Consider the following 16,809-nt stretch of genomic DNA (forward strand, 5'->3'; position numbering starts at 1 on the left):
CGTCTCCGGCCGGTTCGGCGGAAATCTGCGGGCGCCCGCAGGCTCGCGTCCGCCCGTCGATGCCATCCGTAGGGGCACGCCGTTGGCGTGCCCGTGCCGACCGCCACGGGCCGTGAACACGCCTGCTGGCGCAAGCCCTCCCGCTGTGCCCGTCACCCTCCCCCGGCCCCCCCCGTCTGGGAGGGGAGGCCTCCCCACAGGCTCTCTCGGTCTGCGGGCGCAGGCCTACCCGTAGCGCCGTGGTACACCATGGCGCGGGATGAACGCAAGCCCTGTCTGCTGGCGCCTGCCAGGTGCGCCGCGTTAGCGCGCCGGGCGCCAGCGGTAGAGGACGACGCGGGCCGTCGGCCCGCTCAGGATGCCCGGCGGGCGGGCCCACAGCACGGCGATCTCGACGGCGCCGTCCCGCTCGCGGACGGCGAGGTCGAGCGGCACGTCGGTCTCCTCGGCGGGCCGGCTGACGAGCGCGCGCGCCAGCCGCCCGTCGCGCCCGTAGACGTCGAGGCGGACGTGGTCGGTGCGCAGGTTGATCGCCAGCAGCCGGTCGCCGAGCGCGGCGGCGCTCGACGTGAGCAGTGGCGGTTCGTCGGCGTCGCCGCGCATGAACTGGGCCGAGCGGACGGCTTGCGGGGACGTGAACCCGACGAGCGCCAGGGTGTCGAACGCCGCCGCGCCGGGCGCGAGCACGTCGACGACGGGGCGGTAGCCGGAGAGCGCCACGAGCGAGTCGCCCCAGAGCCGGAGCCGCCCGATCGCCCGCCACGCCGGGCCAGTGATGGATGCTCGCGAGGTCTCGGCGCCGGTCTCGTCGAGGTCGATCACGACCGGCTCGCGGGCGTCCGGCCCGCCGCCGACGCGGACGGCCAGCCGGCCCGGCGCGGCGAGTGCGAGCGAGGCGCCGTCGGGGGCGGGCACGCGCCGCACGACGCCCTCGCCCGGCACCGCCCACCACAGCTCGCCCGCTTGGCGCGCCAGCACCACGACGGTGTCGCCGCGCGTCCCGGCGAGGTACGGGAAGCCGCCGGCCGGGAGCGCCGTCGCGTCCACAAACCGGCCGTCGGCGGAGACGCGGCGGACGCTGCCCTCCTGTGTCTCGACGACCACGAGCGTGTCGCCGATCCAGGCGAGCCCGGTCGGGACCGGCATCGGGGTGGCCTCGGGCGCCCGCGCGGTCCACACCACCTCGAGCGTGTCGACGGGGACCGTCTCCGCGAGCGCGGCGCTGGCGGAGTCGGCGGCCGAGACCGAGCGGTCGACCTCGCGCTGGCTCGACGGCAGGCAGCCGATCAGGAGGAGGAGAGGGGAGAGGAGAAGAGGAAGGGAGGAGGGGCGGCGCCGAGTCGGGCGGAGAGGCCTCTCCGCCTCGTCGCCCGGTTGCTCATTCCCCGTGCCCCGTGCCTGGCGTACGCTCATCGGGCCTCCGCGAGCGCCAGGTCCACCTCGACCGCCCGGCCGCCTCGGACCACGCCCAGCCGGATCGTGTCGCCGGCGCGGCGGTCGATGAACCGGTCCCGGACCTCCTCATTCGTCGCCACGGCCTCGCCGTCGAACGACACGATCACGTCGCGCGGGAGCAGGCCCGCCCGCTCCGCCGGGCTCGCGGTGTCGACGGACGTGACGACGAGCCCGCGCGCGTTCGTCAGCCCGAGCTGCTGCGCCAGCCGCGCGGTGACGGGCCGGATGTTGAGGCCCGTGTAGAACGAACGGTCCACGGCGCCCGACGTCCGCAGCTCCTCGACGACCTGCCGGACGCGCCACGCGGGGACCGAGAACCCGAGCCCGACCGACCCGCCGGACCGCGAGAAGATGAACGTGTTCATCCCGATCACCCGGCCGAGCGCGTCGACGAGCGGGCCGCCGGAGTTGCCCGAGTTGATCGCCGCGTCGGTCTGGATCATGTCGCGGAAGGTGCGGCCCTGCTGGGCCGGGAAGTCGCGCCCGACCGCGCTGACGACGCCGACCGTGACCGTCGGTTCGGCGGCCTCGAACAGCCCGAACGGGTTGCCGAGCGCGATCGCCCACTCGCCGACGATCGCGTCGCCGGACTCCTCGAAGGCGAGGTACGGGAGCGGCTCGGCCGGGTCCACCTTGAGGAGCGCGATGTCGGTCTCGGGGTCGCTGCCGACGAGCCGCGCCGGCATCTGGCTGCCGTCGGGGAAGGCGATGGTGATCTCCGTGGCGTTGCCGGCCACGTGGTCGTTCGTGACGATGTAGCCGTCCTCGGAGATGACGAACCCGGAGCCGAGCCCCTGGATCTCCCGCTGGTAGACGCGGTCGGGGATGCGGCGGCCGTAGAAGAGCTCCTCGAGGGGGTTCGCGCGCTGCACCACGTTCTGCACCTCGGTCACGTTGACCGACACGACGGCCGGGCTGGCGGCCTCGACGGCGCGTGTGATGGCGGTCCGGCGCGACGACTGGATCTCGCCCTCGATCCGCTCCAGCGCGCCCGCGCCCTCGGCGATCGGGGCGTCGACGCCGAGCGGGCCGTCGGTCTGCTGGGAGTGGGCGGGCTGCTGGCAGCCGACGAGGGCGGCGAGGACGACGAGGGAGAGGCGCATGGCGATCGGACCGGGAGAGCGGACTACGGGGCCCGCTCCGGTCGGTTTCTGAACGGGGGATGAGGGTTTGACAACGGGCGACGCGCCCGGCCCCGTGCCTGGCTAGACTGGCGGCCCGCCGCCGCTCTCTCGTGCCCCTCTTCGACCGCCGTCTCGCCCGCGTCGCCCTCGCCGGAATGGTGGCGTGGCTGGCGCTGCTGTTCGTCCCGCTCGCGACCGGCTCGGGCGCCGAGGAGGAGGTCGGCCACCTCGTCCTGCTGGCGCCGCTCGTGCTCGTCCCGCTGTTTCTGGTCGCGAGCGTGCCGGCGGGGTTCGGCGCCGCGCCACGCGCGCTGTCGGCCGCGTCGTGGCTGATGCTGCCCGGCGCCCTCGGTGCCGCCGGGTCGCTGCTCGTGGCGCCGGGGCCGCTGGCCGGCGCGCTGGCGGCGTTGTGGCTGATCCCGACGACCGTCGTCGCGGCCCAGATGGTGGCCGCCGTCGCCCGCCAGCGGGGGCTCGCCGATGCCGCCGAGATCGCGCTCGCGTTCGGCTGGGCGACGCTGCCGGGCGGGGCCGTCTGGCTCGTGCTGGCGCGGTCGGGCGTCGACACGGGCTATTCGAGCCTCGTGTCCCTCCTCACCGCCGCGCACTTCCACTACGCGGGCGCCTTCGTGCTGATCTGGGCGGGGCTGCTGGGCCGGGCGCTCGCGCCCCGCTGGCGGACGATCCACGCCGTGCTCGTCGTCGGGCTCGTCGTCGGGTTCTGGGGCGTGGCGGCGGGCATCGCGCTCGGTCGAGGGCCCGCCAGCGGGTCCGTCGTCGAAGCGGTCGGCGTGGCGCTGCTGACGCTGGCGGCGGTCGGCGTCGGCGGGCTGGGCGTGGTCCGCGCCGGGGACGTGGAGGACCGCAAGACGAGCGTGATGCTGGCGGTCTCGGGGGGCGCGCTCGTGCTGGCGATGGCGCTGGCGGCGTGGTTCCAGTTTGGCGCCCGCCTCGGGCTCGGCCAGCCGGATGTGTCGTGGATGGCCGCGCGCCACGGCGCGCTCAACGCGTACGGATTCGCGCTGTGGGGCGCGCTCGGCTGGCGCCGGATCCGGCCGCAGCCCGCTGCGCTGTCGGGGTGACGGGTCCGCCGGGCGACCCGCCGGGACGCCCCTACTCGAGCGTCACCGCCCGTTCGGCCGCGGCCGTCGCGCCCGTCGTCTCGTCGCGGACCTCGACGCGCAGCGTGTACGCCCCCGCCGGCTGCTGGCGCACGTCGACGAAAAACGACAGCGTTTCGTCGGCGCGGGAGCCGGCGCCCTCGGTCCGGACGGAGACGCCGGGGCCCCGCCCGCGCCCGAAGAGCCGCCCCAGCAGCCCGCCGCGCCGCGCTTGGGGTCGCAGCGTCGCCTCGACGGTGTAGCGCGTCCGGCCGTCCTCCAGCCCCAGCCCGTACGCCTCCAGCACCACGTAGACGGGGTCCGTCGTCGGGAACGCGGCGCGCGGGGCGGGCACGATCCCCAGCCCGTCGCGCACGACCGGCCCGCCGCCGTCGTCGTCGACCGACAGCGCCAGCAGCAGGTCGCTCACCCCGAACCCGCCGGGCAGCGGCTCGACCGGCACCGACGCTGCCCCGTGTGCGCGGCCCCCGTCGCCCTCGACCTCGGCGCGGACCTCGCCCGACCCGGCCACACGAACCGCGGCGCCCTCGGCCCACACCGCCGCGCCTCCGGCTCGCGTAATTCGACCCGACCCGAGCCCCATGCGCTCGGCGACCGCCCGGTCCACGACGGCCCCACGCGCGACGGCGAACGCGCCCGTCCGGACCGGCGCGGCGACCGAGTCGAGCGGGACGCCCCAGCCGACGATCACGTCCGTGCCGCCGCCGGGCGCGCGGAAGCGGGACGCCAGCATCGGCACGTCGAGCGCGGTCTCGGGCGCGTCTTGCGTCCGCTGCGGGTCGTCGCGCTGCATCCGGGCGTCCTGGGCCACGAAGTCGTCGCGCGCCGCCGAGCTCGTCGAGCCGAAGGCGCTGGCGGGCGGGCTGTAGGTCCGGTACACGCCGCTGGAGGAAGGGTCGTCGAAGACGAACTGGAAGTCGGGGTAGTCCCAGATCGCGAAGCGGTTGTCGCGCTCGCCGTAGATCTGGACGGCGTTCTCGTCGGCGAGGAACCGGACGGTCTCGGCGGGGCGCCCGTAGCGTACCCAGACCTGGCCCTGGCTCGTCTCGGCGCCCCGCTGGGCGACCGGCGCGAACAGGTTGTCGGCCGACCGCCCGAACATCAGGTCCGCCTCGACGACGCGGGCGCGGTGCTCGGCGCGGCGCTCGTTCGCCTCGCTGAGCAGGCGAGGGTCGGTCGTTGTCCAGAACGAGTCGGCGACGGCGTCGGGCGCGGCGTCGTAGGCGGCGCGGCGATCCGTGGTCAGGAGCGCGCGGACGTCGGTGAGCCGGGCGGCCTCGGCCTCGGAGAGGCCGGCGACGGCCCGGGCGAAGGCGGCCTCCGACGCGGCGGCGTCGCCGAGCCGGTACGCCGCGAGCCCGGCGTAGAGGTCGGCGCGCGGGTCGTCGGAGGCGGCGCCGAACCGGGCCGCGAGCCGGGCCAGGCCCGCCCACTCGCGCGTGAGCACGGCGAGCGTCGCGGCGAGCCGGTAGGCCTCGGGCGCCGACGGGTCGGCGCCGAGCCAGGTGTCGAGGTAGCCGACCGCCTCGAGGTGCGCCTCAGCCGCCCGCTCGCTCCGGTCGAGGTCGGGCGCCATCGCCCGGCGCTGCTCGGTGCGGACCTGCGAGTAGGCCTGCCGCGCGCGGACCTCCTCGGCGCTCACGAATGCGCCGTAGGGGCTGGAGATGTGGCCCAGCGTGACGCGGTCGTGCCAGCCGAGCGCCGTCCATGTCGCGTCGCTCGCCAGCACGCGGAGCGCGACGGTGTCGGTCGGCGCCAGCGCCAGCAACTCGCGCGCGCGCGCCACCACGTGCCGCTGGCGCAGCGGGCGCGGCAGCCGCTGGACCGTCCGGCTCCGGCCGGCGAGGTCGAGCCGGAGCGCGACCGACCGCAAGGCCGCGTCGTCGGGCCGGGCCTCGAACCCGGCGCGCACGGCCTCGACGGCGGCCGTCGTGTCGCCCGCCGCCAGCAGGGCGCCCGCGTCGGGTTGGGCGGCGGCGGACAGGGCGAGCGCGAAGGCGAGGACGACGGGACGCATACGGCGGGACGCGGGGACAGAGCCCAAACGTACGCGGAACGCCCGCTCGCGCCGAGGCCTCTCCGGCGCCCCATTGGCCACCGCCAGCCCGCACTGCCAGTCTCGATTCGCGTGCTTACGCGAACCCACTCGCTTGCGAGAGCCCGGACCCCCCGCCTGCCGGCCGCCCCCCTCAGCCGAGGGGGGCTCCGTCGGTTGTCGTGCGTCGCTCGACGTCGACCTCGGCTCGCGACGTCCCCCCTCCTCGGATGAGGTCTCGGATCCCGCTTGCGGGGAGGGGGACAGGGGGGGGGGCGAGTCGCTGGCGTTCGCCAGCCCTGCCGGCGCAAGCCCCTCTGCTGGCGGAGAGGCCGCCCCTGATGCATCGCGCCGTGCCCCTCGGCCGCGCCCGCCCGCCCGTAAACTCTGCGCCCGTGGCCCGCCTCCTCCTCCTCGTCCTCCTCGTGTGCGCCGGGCCGCTCGCCCGCGCCCAGGCCGACCTGTTCGGCGTCGTCGTCGACGCCGAGACGGAGGGGCCCGTCATCGGCGCGACGGTCGCTCTCGTCGCCGAGACCGGCGCCGTGCAGGGGCGTGCAGCCGGGACGGAGGGGCAGTTCGTGTTCCGAGGCCTGCCCGCCGGGCGCTACCTCCTGCGCGTCTCCGCCATCGGCTACGTCCCCTCCGCCGACACGCTGGCGCTGGCCGCCGGCGACCGCCGCGACCTGGCCGTCACGCTGGCGCCTCGGACCGAGCAGATGGACGGCGTCGAGGTCGCCGCCGACGACGTGCCGGTCATCCGTGAGCCCGGCCTGACGCGCTTGCGCCCGGCCGACCTCACCGCACTCCCCTCGACCGACCCCGGCGGAGACCTTGCCTCGGCGATCCTCGCCCAGCCCGGCGTCACGACGCTCGGCGACCGGGGCGGCCAGCTCTCCGTCCGAGGTGGCACGCCGACCCAGAACCTGGTCCTCGTCGACGGCATCCCCCTCTTCCAGCCGTTCCACCTCTTGGGCGGCTACAGCGCCGTCCCGGCGGGCGTCGTCCGCTCGGCCGATGTGTACGCCGGCGGCTGGCCCGCGCGCTTTGGCGGCCGCATCGCCTCCGTGGTCGACGTGGTCGGGCGGACGGCGCACAAGCGGCGGCCCCGGGGCGCGGCCACGCTGTCGCCCGTGCTGGCGGGCGTCGAGGTCGAGATCCCCGTCGTCCCCGGTGACCTCTCGGTGCTCGCGTCGTACCGGCACGCCCTCGCCAGCACCTCCGGCGACGTCCTCGGCATCGACCTGCCCTACGACTTCAGCGACGCCTTTCTCAAGGCCCACGCCCGCTTGGACGCCACGACGACGCTCCAGGCGACGGCCTTGCGCGCGACGGACGCCGGCAGCCTGGGCCGCGACGGCGCCCGCCTCACGACGACGTCGGAAGCGGCGGGCGGCCAGTTTTTTTCGATCTCCTCCGCCTTCGCCGCCGCCCTCGACATCAGCGCCTACGTCTCGCGCTTCACGACGACGTTCGAGCCGCTCGCGGCGCCCACCCGGACCGCCGAGGCGACCGTTTTCGGCGGCCGGTTCGGCTACGTCTACTACGTCGGCCCGCACACCATCCGGACGGGCCTGCAGGCCTCGTCGTACTTGTTCGAGTACGCCTTCCGCCCCGACGCGAGCACGCGCCAGAACACGAGTGAGGGCTCGTTCTACGTCGACGCCGAGTTCGACCTCGGCGCGCTCCGCGTCGAGCCGGGCCTCCGGTTCCAGACCTTCCCCGCCCAGTCGCGGCCGAGCTCCATCGAGCCCCGCTTCCAGGCCTCCGTCGTCCAGGGCACGACGGTGTACCGCGCGGCGGCGGGCGTCTACCGACAGGAGATCGTCGGGCTCACGGACCAGGCGGACGTGGGCGACGTGTTCACGGCGTGGACGACGACCCAGCAGGGCCTGCCCGTCCCGACGGCTGTGCACGGGCTCTTCGGGGTCGAGGGCGACATCGGGCCCGTCCGGCTCGGGGTCGAGGGCTACGCCAAGGCGCTGTCGGGGCAGACGATCCTGCTCGGCGGGCGCCTCCTGTCCACGAATGGCGAGTCCGTCGGCGCCGACGTGACGGCCGCGCTGCGGCGCCCGGGCCTCCGGCTCGACGCGCGCTACGGAGCGTCTTCGTTGACCTACCGTGACGCGGAGCGGAGCTACCGCCCGCCGTTCTACCGGCCGCACCGCCTGTCGGTGAACGCGCGTGCCGAGCGGGGGCCGTGGGCGGCGGCGGCGGCCGTCCAACTGACGTCGGGGCGCCCCTACACGCGTGTCGTCGGTGCGTACCGCGAGGTCAGCCCCGGGCGCGACCCGCTGGCGTCGGCCGGCCAGCCCGTCGTGGTTCTCGACCCCGAGCCCTACGGCGCGCGGACGCCCGCCTACGCCCGCCTCGACGTGTCCCTCGACTACACCGCGCGCCTGCCCCGTGCCCGGCTCGTGCTCCAGGCCGCCGTGCTCAACGCGACCGACCGCACGAACGTCTTCTACTACGACCCCGTCCGGGCCGAGCGCGTCGATCAACTCCCGTTCCTGCCGACGATCGGGCTCCGCATCGAGGCCGAATGACCCCGCGCCTGCTCCTGCTCGCGGCGCTCGCGCTCGGCGCCTGCTCCGACGCCTTCGACCCGAGGGCAGACGGCGGCCCGGCCTTCGCCCTCAACGGCACCTTCGACGGGCAGGCGACGCACCAGCGGGTCCGCGTCCAAGACCTGCGCGACTCCGTCACGGACCCCGCCGAGGCGCTCGCGGCGACCGTCACCTCGACCGAGCTGGTCTCCGGCGCGACGACGACCTGGCGCGACTCGCTCGCGACGCTCGCCGACGGCACGCGCACCCACATCGCCGTCGCCGACCTCGCCATCGCCGCTGGCCAGACGCACCGGCTCCGCGTCGCGGGCGTCGACGGCCGCGAGTCGAGGGTGGACGTGCGCCTGCCAAACCCGGTGGCTGTTCCAGGCCCGGTCACCACGGCGCCCGCCACCTCAATCCGCATCGACCTCACCGACGCGGCCGGGCGGCCCGACGAGTCGCTCGTCCGGTTCCGCGTGCGCCGCGCCGACGGCGGCGGCGAGCAAACGCTGGTGGCGACCGTCGCCCTTCAGCCCGACGGCGACGGCGCGACGTTCCTGATCTTCCTGAGCCAGGCCGTCTTCCGGGCGCGCACGCTCTTGTACGGGAACGGCCCCGGCGGCATCGTCTTCCTGGGGGCCCAGCTCGAAACGACCCTGACCAGCACCGCCGACACCCCGGTCGTCGGCGGCGTCGGCGGCGTCGGCTGGACGCTGCCCCTCGTCGTCCCGATCCCCATCCCTAGCGCTTTGGTGGCGGATGTCGGGTTCATCGACGGGCGGTAAGGGCGCCGTCTGCGCCCGCGTCGGACCGCTCGCCCTCCACTCCCCGAATGCCGGACCGCTTGCGCGTGGCCGTCGTGATCCCCGCCCGCGACGAGGCCGCCTCCGTGGGCGGCGTCGTGGCCGGGTTGCTCGCGCAGACCGTTCCGCTCACCACAGTTGTCGTCGTCGACAACGGCTCGCGCGACGCCACGGCCGAGATCGCGCGCACGGCCGGGGCGACGGTCGTCGCGGAGCCCCGCGCCGGCTACGGCCGTGCCTGCCTCGCCGGCATCGCCCACGTCGCCATCGACCCGCCCGATGTGCTCGTCTTCGCCGACGCCGATGCCAGTGACGACCCCGCCGACCTCGCGGCGCTCGTGGCGCCCATCGCCGCCGACGCCGCCGATCTCGTCATTGGGAGCCGCGTGCTCGGCCAGCAGGCGGGGCGCGTCGAGCCGGGCGCGCTGCTGCCCCAGGCGCGGTGGGGGAATGCGCTCGCGTGCGCGCTCGTCCGGGCCCGGTGGGGTGCACCGTTCACCGATCTCGGCCCGTTCCGGGCCGTCCGCTGGCGCTCGCTCCAGGCCTTGGGGATGCGCGACCTGACGTTTGGGTGGACGGTCGAGATGCAGGTCCGCGCCGTCCGCGCCGGGCTCCGCACCGCCGAGGTCCCCGTCGCCTACCGCCGCCGCGTCGGGCGCTCCAAGATCACCGGGACCGTCAACGGCACCGTCCGCGCGGGCGCCAAGATCCTGTGGACCGTCGGGGCCCACGCCCTGCGCGGCCCGCTGGCGCGCCAGCCCTAGCTCGCGCCGCCGGGCCCGACTTCCTCGACCACCGACCGCCCCTCGCCGGGCCCGCTCGTCCACCGCCACTGCTCGTGGAGCCGGAGCCGCCCGTCGGGCAGCACTTCCGGCGTCGAGACGCACGTGCCCGTCTTCAGCTCGCCCGCCTCGTTGACGTGGCTGTAGCGCATGTCGAGCCGCCCCTCCGCGTCGACCGTCGCCACCAGCGTGCCCCAGCGGACGCCCCCGCCGTGGTAGGTCGCCCAGACCACGGCGCCGCGCTGGCGGTAGTCGAAGACCGTCGCGCCCGAGACCTCGCCCGTCGCCGTGTTGGAGGCGCCCCGGAAGCGCCGGCCGTCGTAGTCGATCAAGGTCACCGCGTCACCCGCCCGTCGCGGACCGTCACCGCCACCCACGCCGACACCAGCCCGCCCGCTCGTGCCGCCACCCGAACCCGGTGCGCGCCCGGCCCCGTTGCGTCGAGGTCGATCCCGATCCGCCCGTCGGGCGCCAGGTCGACGGCCGTCTCCGACGGAATCCGGTCGCCGACCAGCACCACCACGCCCGTGTCCTCGTCGACCGTGAGCTCGGTCGCCCGCCCGCTCGCGTCGACCTGCCGGAGGTCGAGGTCCAGCACCGACGGGTCGCCCGGGCGCGGCCCCACGACGGTCAGCGCCAGCCGCCCTGCCCCCTCCGTCGGCGCCTCGACGGCGAACACGTACGCCTCCCCGCCCGCCGTGAACGGCACCAGCGCCAGCCCCTCGAACGCCGCCAGCGCCGAGACCACGGCCGTCTCGCCCGGCCCCGCCGCCACGCGCAGGCTGTCCGACTCCGGCGCCCCGAACACCGCGCCCGGGTACCCCGACACATCCACCGTCGCCGATCCACCCGGCACCACGCGGACGACCGGCAGCGGCTCGAACACCGGCGCCACCGGCGGCGACGTCGAGCACCCGGCGAGAGTCAGCGCGAGCGCGAAAAGCGAGAGGCGGATCATGGGAGGCGCGCGAGGCGGTGTCTGGTTGTGAAACGCGGGACCGGGAGACACGAGGAGCCCCTCCTCTTGTCCTCCGTGCCTCTCTTCCTTTTCTCTCGGGGCATCAATAGTCCGGCCGCTGCCGCGTCTTCTTCGTCTCCGACCGCCGCTTCTTCGCCTCGATCCGCCGCCGCTTCGAGCCCCGCGTCGGCTTCGAGGCTCGGCGCACCTTCACCGGCCGCGCGGCCTCCTCCAGCCGCCGGCGCAGCTCCGCGACGGCCAGCGCCTTGTTGCGGAACTGGCTCCGCGACCGCCGCGCCATCACGACCGTCCCGCTCGGCCGGTGTGTCAGCCGCACGCCCGTCTCGACCTTGTTGGCCCGCTGCCCGCCCTTCGTGCCCGCCGCCAGCGTCTCCACGTCGCACTCGGCCATCAGGTCGTCGTTGGTCTCGGGAATCGAAGGCATGGCGGGGCGGGAAGACACGGTGCTACGGCCGGCGGCGCAGCTCGGTCCCGCCACCCTTGGCAGCGAGGGCGGCGTCGACGGTTGGCGGCGGGTCTCTGATCCGATTGTGCCAGGAATGTCGATCGACACCGCTCCTAGCTTGTCGCCCCCCACCACCGGCCCCATGCCCCGTCTCGCTGCCTTCGCCCTGCTCCTGCTGGCGGCTCCCGCGCTCGCCCAGCCCCAAGCGGTGGCGCCCGTCGACCTCGACCTCGTCGCCACGCTCGCGCCCGGCACCGTCGCGCTCGCCTACGAGCCCGTCGAGGACCGCCTCTACGCCCTCACCGGCGGCGGCGATCTCTACCGCATCCGGCCCACGAGCGGCGCGGAGCTTGAACTAGTGGCGACGGCCGACGACCACGGCGCGCCCGTCCCGGCGTTTGGCCTCGCCATCGACCGCGCCGGCACGATCTACCTCACCGGCAGCCGCCGCACCGAGACCACCAACACCGGCGTCGTCCGGCGCGGGCGCATGGAAGGCGGCACTCGCGTCTGGTCGACCGTCGCCGAGACCGCGCCGTACCCCTACGGCCGGACCGCCTACGACCATAGCCTCAGCGCCGTCGCCGTCTCGCCCGACGGCACCTGGCTGGCGCTCAACAGCGGATCGCGGACCGACCACGGCGAGATCCAGGACAGTCAGGGCGTCTTCCCCGGCACCCGCGAGGTCCCGCTCACCTCCGCCATCCTGCGCGTCCCCACCGACGCCACCGACCTCGTCCTCCCCGCCGACTCCGCTGGGCTCGTCGACGGCGGGTTCCTCTTCGCCGACGGCACCCGCAACAGCTTCGGCCTCGCCTTCTCGCCCGACGGCGAGCTCTTCGGCGCCGAGAACGCCGGCGACCGCGACGACGGCGAGGAACTCAACTGGCTCCGTGAAGGCCACCACTACGGCTTCCCCTGGCGCATCGGCACCAACGACACGCCCCAGCGCTTCCCGGGCTACGACCCCGACGCCGACCCGCTCGTCGACCCGGCTTCGACGGCCTACCAGAACGGCGACTTCCACGACGATCCGACCTACCCGGCCCCGCCGGCTGGCGTCACCTTCACCGACCCGATCCCGAACCGGGGCCCCGACGCCGACCGCTTCCGCCAGCCCGACGGCTCCATCGTCGACGCCAGCGACACCGGCCAGCTCGCGACAACGTTCACGCCTCATCGCTCCCCGCTCGGCCTCGTCTGGGCGCCGGCCGTCGCGGTGGCCCCCGCGGCTCCGTTCGTCCCGTGCCATGCCTTGGTCTTGAGCTGGACCGATGGCGAGGCGCCGCTACTAGCGGCCTTCGACGACCCCGGCGAAGACCTGCTCTGCCTCGTGTTCGACGCCGACTACGCCGCCCTCTCGGCGACGCGCATCGTCGCTGGCTTCCGCAACCCCATCGCCGCGGCGGTCGCGGGCGACCGGGTGTTCGTCGCCGAGTTCGGCGAGCCCTACGGGCTGTGGGCCGTCTCTCTCGGCGGTGTGTCGACGGCGGCGCCCCCGCCCGCCGGCGTGACGCTGGCGGTCGTCCCCAACCCGTCGCGCGGCGCCTCCGCGCTCGCGGTGACGCTCGTGGCGGCCGGACCCGCCCGCGTCACCGTCGTCGACGCGCTGGGGCGGACCGTCGCCCTCCTGCACGACGGCCCCCTCGCAGCGGGCCCCACGCGGCTCGCCGTGCCGTCCCTGAGCGCGGGGGTCTACCTCGCCGTCATCGAGGCCGGCGGAGGACGGATGGTGCGCGCCCTGACCGTCGTCCGCTGACCGCGCGGCTAGGTTCCGTCTGCCCGACCGTGCCCGCCGTGCTCCGCTTCCTGCTCCTCACCGCCGCCGCCTTCGCCGTCATGGAGGTGGCCTCGTACGTGCTCCACCGCTGGCTCCTGCACGGCTGGCTCTGGCGGATGCACCGGAGCCACCACGACCCCGCCCACGGCCACGGCGACGGCCTTGAGTGGAACGACCTCTTCTCCCTCACCTTCGCCGCCCTGTCGATGGGCCTGCTCTGGATCGGCCGCGCCGACCCGCTCGCGAGCACCGCCTTCCCCCTCGGCGTCGGCATCGCCGTCTATGGCCTGCTCTACTTCGTCCTCCACGACCTCTACGCGCACGGGCGGCTGGGCCCGAAGAAGACCACCATCCCGGCCGCGCAAGCCGTCAAGCGCGCGCACGGGCGCCACCACCAGTCGCTCGCGAAGGCTGGCCAGGAGCCCTACGGCCTCTTCCTCTTCCCGCCCTCGTTCGGCCGCCGCTTCCAACGCCGCCGCGACCGGACCGACGCCTAGGGCCCAGCAGCGCCCATGCCTCGGGTTCAACCGGGAGGGGTCGGGGGACGGTGACCGGCACAGCGCCAGCACCCCGGCTCGCGCACGCCCCGTCCAGACCGTCATCCTGAGCGGAGGGCGGAGCCCGGAGTCGAACGCGGAGCCGCGAAGCGAGCCGGCCCCCACGACCGCGAAGCGACGGCGCAGCCAAGGCGGGGGGCGGAGCCGAGGATCTCTGGCGAGCACGGCGCCCTGGCCATCACCCCCATCTCGGAACCGGGGCCACGTCGCGCCAGAGAGCCTTCTCGCCCCCGCCCTGGGCCCGAGCTCGGCGCGCGCGCCCGAAATCCGGTAAACCCCGGCCCGGGAGCCTGCGTGCAACGCGATCCCTTCTCCACGCCCATCTCCATGTCCGACTCCCTCTCCGGCGACGCCCGCACCTCCGCCCCCGGCGAGCCCCGCCCGCGCCCCGACGAGATCCACGCCCAGCAGTTCGACTACCCGGCCTCTCAGGATCAGCTCGACCCCGCCCCGGACTCCGACCTCTCCAACTACCGCCCGGCCGACAAGCTCAAAGGCCGCGTCGCCCTCATCACCGGCGGCGACTCCGGCATCGGCCGCGCCGTCGCCATCGCCTACGCCATGGAAGGCGCCCACGTCGCCATCCTGAACAACACGCGGATGGACGACGCCGCCGAGACCCAGCGGCTCGTCGAAGCACGGGGCGGCCGGTGCCTCACCATCCAGGCCGACATCCGCGACTACGCCGCTTGCGAGCGCGCCGTCGCCGCCACCATCGACGAGTTCGGCACCCTCGACATCCTGGTCAACAACGCCGCCTACCAGATGATGCAGCGCGACTTCGACGACGTCACCCTGGAGCAGTTCGACCGCACCATCCGGACCAACGTCTACGGCACCTTCCACATGACCAAGGCCGCCATGCCCCACCTCGGCGAGCGCTCCGTCATCATCAACACGGGCAGCATCATCGGCCTCACCGGCAAGGAGTTCCTGCTCGACTACACGACCTCAAAGGGCGCCGTCCACACCTTCACCAAGAGCCTGGCGCTGATGCTGGCGGACCGCGGCATCCGCGTCAACGCCGTCGTTCCCGGGCCCGTCTGGACCCCCAACATCCCCGCGACGATGGACCCCGACATGGTGGAGGGCTACGACTCCGGGAATGCGCTCGGCCGCGCCGGGCAGCCCGAGGAGCTCGCGCCCGCCTTCGTGTTCCTGGCCGCCGAGGACAGCTCCTTCGTCACCGGGGCGCTGTTCGAAGTCACCGGCGGCCAGCTCCACAACTAGCGCGGTCCGTCCTCACGGTCCGGGTAGGCGACCAGGTGGAGGCGGAGCCCAAACTGCAACGGCCCCGTGCGGACGACGGCAATCGACACCGTGCGCGGCCCGGTGTCGGCCGCCCGGGTCCAGGTCCCGGCGGCGATGTCCGCGTCGCCTCCGGTCGCGACGGCGGCCCACCCGGCCGCCTCCAGAAGCTCGGCGTAGTGCCCTAGGGCGCCGTCCGCGGCCCCATCCCAGGTCAGCGCTGCGTCCTGCTCGCGGTTGTCCATGCCGCCCCCGCTGCCCTGTGTGCTCTGGCGGCCACCAGGCGGCGCGCTCAGCACGGGCACCTCCGCGATCTCTACCGCCGCCGCGCGACGGGGGCCGAACGGCGGGGACTCGTCGATCTCCCCGTCACACCCCCGCCGGGTCCAGCCTCCGGAGCTGGCGGTCACGAAGGCGCCCCCGCCGGGCCGCTCGGAAAAGCCCACGCGGACCGGTGTCGCCTCAGGGTCGCCATCGCGGCACAGGATCGCGCCCCGCTCAGAGAATCCCGTCGCTAAGAAGCCACCTGTGGCGTTCCCCCCCGGATCGTCGAGCCGGTGCCAACCCTGAGGCACCCCCGACTCGTAGGCCAGCGACGCCGCGTCCGGGTCTTGCGGCACCCGGCCCACCACGTACGCGCCTTCCTCGTCGCCCGGGGAGCCTCCGCCGTAGACGGTGCCGACCACCTCCGCTCCGGCCGGTAGCACACCGACGAGCCGGTCTGGCGCCTCGCCGACGGCCACTCGCTCGGCAGCAGTGATCCGGGCAACGGCATAGAACAGGTCCGCAGGGAGCGTGGCCGGCTGGGCAAGCGCTGGCGCGACGAATCCGAGAAGGGTGGCGAGGAGAAATAGACGGTGCATGGCACGAGGCAATCCGGATGCCAGAGGGTACGCGCCGTCCGTCCCAGCGTCAAGGCCGAGAGCGCCGCCCGGCCCCCGCGACCGTCGGTAGCTTGTGGGACCGCTCGCCCCGCGCCCATGTCCCAGCCGTCGTCCGCCCCCCCGTCCGCGTCGTCCGAACAGGACCGTGCGACGGTCGAGCGCGCGCTCGGCGGCGACCAGCGGGCCTACGAGACGCTCGTCGAGAAGTACCAGGGCCCGCTGCGGCGCCACGTCGGCAAGATGGTCCGCGACGACGGGCAGGTTGACGACCTCGTTCAGGAGGCCTTCGTCAAGGCGTTCGGTTCCATCACGAGCTACAACCCGGACTACGCCTTCTCGACCTGGCTCTACCGGATCGCGACGAACCACTCGATCGACTACATCCGCAAGAAGAAGCTCCCGACGTTCTCGATCGACAAGCCGCTCCAGACGCGCGACGGCGAGCTCCAGATGGAGCTCCCGGACTCGACCTACCGCCCGGACCGCGCCGTCGTCGCCGACCAGCGCAACGAGATCCTGACGGCCGCCATCGACGCGCTCCCGCCCAAGTACCACCGCGTCATCGTGATGCGGCACCAGCAGGAGATGAGCTACGACGAGATCGCGACGGAGCTCGACTTGCCGCTCGGCACCGTCAAGGCGCACATCTTCCGTGCCCGCGCCCTCCTCAATAAGGCCCTCCGCGACCGCCGCGACGAGCTGCTGTAGGGATTGGAGAAAAGGCGCGGCGCTAGGAGGTCCCGCACTCCGCTGGCGCAAGCCCACCTGCTGGCGCCCTCCCGGTAGCGCCGTGGTACACAACGGCGCGGGCCGACCGCGAGTCCACCTGCTGGCGCTGTGCCGATCGCCCTCCCCCGGCCCCTCCCGTCCGGGAGGGGAGGGCGGGGTTGAGGCGCCGGGCGGTCCGGCGAGCAGGGCTGGCGTAAGCCGCCTCCCGGCAAGCCCCGCCAGCGCCGACCGGGCCAATCCGCGTCCCGGAAGCGCTTCTAGTTCGCGCGGCCCACCGGATCGGTTGTCGCCGCTTGCGCGCGCCCTCTAGCTTCGGCACCC

The 16,809-nt window shown here is 74.6% G+C and carries 15 protein-coding genes; 8 read left to right on the forward strand and 7 right to left on the reverse strand.

Translation table 11 applies throughout. The annotated features are described in order from the left end of the window. Positions 1-303: 303 nt before the first annotated feature. Both ACLII4_RS03690 and ACLII4_RS03695 read right to left on the reverse strand, forming a co-directional pair. Positions 304-1,413: a hypothetical protein gene (locus ACLII4_RS03690; RefSeq protein ID WP_412069545.1), complete on the reverse strand. Its 1,110-nt coding sequence runs from the start codon at positions 1,411-1,413 to the stop codon at positions 304-306. After that, a complete protein-coding gene (locus ACLII4_RS03695; protein ID WP_412069546.1) occupies positions 1,410-2,558 on the reverse strand; it encodes a S1C family serine protease in 1,149 nt (382 codons plus the stop codon). Before ACLII4_RS03695 ends, ACLII4_RS03690 begins: the two co-directional genes overlap by 4 nt. 131 nt (positions 2,559-2,689) lie before the next feature. Here ACLII4_RS03695 and ACLII4_RS03700 point away from each other — a divergent pair, with 131 nt between their 5' ends. Further along, a complete protein-coding gene (locus tag ACLII4_RS03700; RefSeq protein ID WP_412069547.1) occupies positions 2,690-3,661 on the forward strand; it encodes a YndJ family transporter in 972 nt (323 codons plus the stop codon). 31 nt (positions 3,662-3,692) lie between these two features. Here ACLII4_RS03700 and ACLII4_RS03705 read toward each other — a convergent pair whose 3' ends face one another. After that, positions 3,693-5,717 (reverse strand): GWxTD domain-containing protein, encoded by a 2,025-nt coding sequence (locus tag ACLII4_RS03705; RefSeq protein ID WP_412069548.1) that lies wholly within the window; start codon positions 5,715-5,717, stop codon positions 3,693-3,695. A gap of 413 nt (positions 5,718-6,130) precedes the next feature. Here ACLII4_RS03705 and ACLII4_RS03710 point away from each other — a divergent pair, with 413 nt between their 5' ends. Genes ACLII4_RS03710 through ACLII4_RS03720 form a run of 3 tightly spaced genes read left to right on the forward strand, consistent with a single transcriptional unit; the run spans position 6,131 to position 9,848 of the window. Further along, positions 6,131-8,278, forward strand: a complete 2,148-nt coding sequence (locus ACLII4_RS03710) for a TonB-dependent receptor (protein WP_412069549.1) — start codon at positions 6,131-6,133, stop codon at positions 8,276-8,278. Continuing rightward, positions 8,275-9,066, forward strand: a complete 792-nt coding sequence (locus ACLII4_RS03715; RefSeq protein ID WP_412069550.1) for a hypothetical protein — start codon at positions 8,275-8,277, stop codon at positions 9,064-9,066. The genes ACLII4_RS03710 and ACLII4_RS03715 overlap by 4 nt, the downstream gene beginning before the upstream one ends. A 47-nt stretch (positions 9,067-9,113) precedes the next feature. After that, a complete protein-coding gene (locus ACLII4_RS03720) occupies positions 9,114-9,848 on the forward strand; it encodes a glycosyltransferase family 2 protein (protein ID WP_412069551.1) in 735 nt (244 codons plus the stop codon). Here the strand turns inward: ACLII4_RS03720 and ACLII4_RS03725 are convergent. From ACLII4_RS03725 to ACLII4_RS03735, 3 genes are all read right to left on the reverse strand, one after another. Next, entirely contained in the window at positions 9,845-10,204 is a 360-nt protein-coding gene (locus ACLII4_RS03725; protein WP_412069552.1) for a n-acetylglutamate synthase, read from the reverse strand. The genes ACLII4_RS03720 and ACLII4_RS03725 overlap by 4 nt on opposite strands. Next, entirely contained in the window at positions 10,201-10,824 is a 624-nt protein-coding gene (locus ACLII4_RS03730) for a hypothetical protein (RefSeq protein ID WP_412069553.1), read from the reverse strand. Before ACLII4_RS03730 ends, ACLII4_RS03725 begins: the two co-directional genes overlap by 4 nt. 103 nt (positions 10,825-10,927) lie before the next feature. Then, positions 10,928-11,269, reverse strand: a complete 342-nt coding sequence (locus ACLII4_RS03735; RefSeq protein ID WP_412069554.1) for a peptide chain release factor-like protein — start codon at positions 11,267-11,269, stop codon at positions 10,928-10,930. A gap of 163 nt (positions 11,270-11,432) precedes the next feature. On the opposite strand from ACLII4_RS03735, the gene ACLII4_RS03740 reads away from it, so the two are divergent. From ACLII4_RS03740 to ACLII4_RS03750, 3 genes are all read left to right on the forward strand, one after another. After that, the gene (locus tag ACLII4_RS03740; RefSeq protein WP_412069555.1) at positions 11,433-13,049 is read left to right on the forward strand and encodes a PQQ-dependent sugar dehydrogenase; all 1,617 of its coding nucleotides are present in this window, start codon (positions 11,433-11,435) and stop codon (positions 13,047-13,049) included. A gap of 38 nt (positions 13,050-13,087) precedes the next feature. Then, on the forward strand, positions 13,088-13,567 hold the full coding sequence (locus ACLII4_RS03745; protein ID WP_412069556.1) for a sterol desaturase family protein: 480 nt from the start codon (positions 13,088-13,090) through the stop codon (positions 13,565-13,567). Between the two features lie 387 nt (positions 13,568-13,954). Then, the gene (locus ACLII4_RS03750; protein WP_412069557.1) at positions 13,955-14,857 is read left to right on the forward strand and encodes an SDR family oxidoreductase; all 903 of its coding nucleotides are present in this window, start codon (positions 13,955-13,957) and stop codon (positions 14,855-14,857) included. Here ACLII4_RS03750 and ACLII4_RS03755 read toward each other — a convergent pair. After that, entirely contained in the window at positions 14,854-15,738 is an 885-nt protein-coding gene (locus tag ACLII4_RS03755) for a hypothetical protein (protein WP_412069558.1), read from the reverse strand. The two genes, ACLII4_RS03750 and ACLII4_RS03755, sit on opposite strands and share 4 nt — an antisense overlap. A 117-nt stretch (positions 15,739-15,855) precedes the next feature. On the opposite strand from ACLII4_RS03755, the gene ACLII4_RS03760 reads away from it, so the two are divergent. Continuing rightward, entirely contained in the window at positions 15,856-16,467 is a 612-nt protein-coding gene (locus ACLII4_RS03760) for an RNA polymerase sigma factor (RefSeq protein ID WP_412069559.1), read from the forward strand. Positions 16,468-16,809 lie beyond the last annotated feature (342 nt).

It is taken from the genome of Rubrivirga aquatilis (assembly GCF_046845665.1).
Taxonomy (GTDB): domain Bacteria; phylum Bacteroidota; class Rhodothermia; order Rhodothermales; family Rubricoccaceae; genus Rubrivirga.

Bases quoted from the DNA above. Each gene is read 5' to 3' on its own strand.
- ACLII4_RS03690 (WP_412069545.1), bottom strand. From the start codon at position 1,413: ATGAGCGTACGCCAGGCACGGGGCACGGGGAATGAGCAACCGGGCGAC.
- ACLII4_RS03695 (WP_412069546.1), bottom strand. From the start codon at position 2,558: ATGCGCCTCTCCCTCGTCGTCCTCGCCGCCCTCGTCGGCTGCCAGCAG.
- ACLII4_RS03705 (WP_412069548.1), bottom strand. From the start codon at position 5,717: ATGCGTCCCGTCGTCCTCGCCTTCGCGCTCGCCCTGTCCGCCGCCGCC.
- ACLII4_RS03715 (WP_412069550.1), top strand. From the start codon at position 8,275: ATGACCCCGCGCCTGCTCCTGCTCGCGGCGCTCGCGCTCGGCGCCTGC.
- ACLII4_RS03720 (WP_412069551.1), top strand. From the start codon at position 9,114: ATGCCGGACCGCTTGCGCGTGGCCGTCGTGATCCCCGCCCGCGACGAG.
- ACLII4_RS03730 (WP_412069553.1), bottom strand. From the start codon at position 10,824: ATGATCCGCCTCTCGCTTTTCGCGCTCGCGCTGACTCTCGCCGGGTGC.
- ACLII4_RS03735 (WP_412069554.1), bottom strand. From the start codon at position 11,269: ATGCCTTCGATTCCCGAGACCAACGACGACCTGATGGCCGAGTGCGAC.
- ACLII4_RS03740 (WP_412069555.1), top strand. From the start codon at position 11,433: ATGCCCCGTCTCGCTGCCTTCGCCCTGCTCCTGCTGGCGGCTCCCGCG.
- ACLII4_RS03750 (WP_412069557.1), top strand. From the start codon at position 13,955: ATGTCCGACTCCCTCTCCGGCGACGCCCGCACCTCCGCCCCCGGCGAG.
- ACLII4_RS03755 (WP_412069558.1), bottom strand. From the start codon at position 15,738: ATGCACCGTCTATTTCTCCTCGCCACCCTTCTCGGATTCGTCGCGCCA.
- ACLII4_RS03760 (WP_412069559.1), top strand. From the start codon at position 15,856: ATGTCCCAGCCGTCGTCCGCCCCCCCGTCCGCGTCGTCCGAACAGGAC.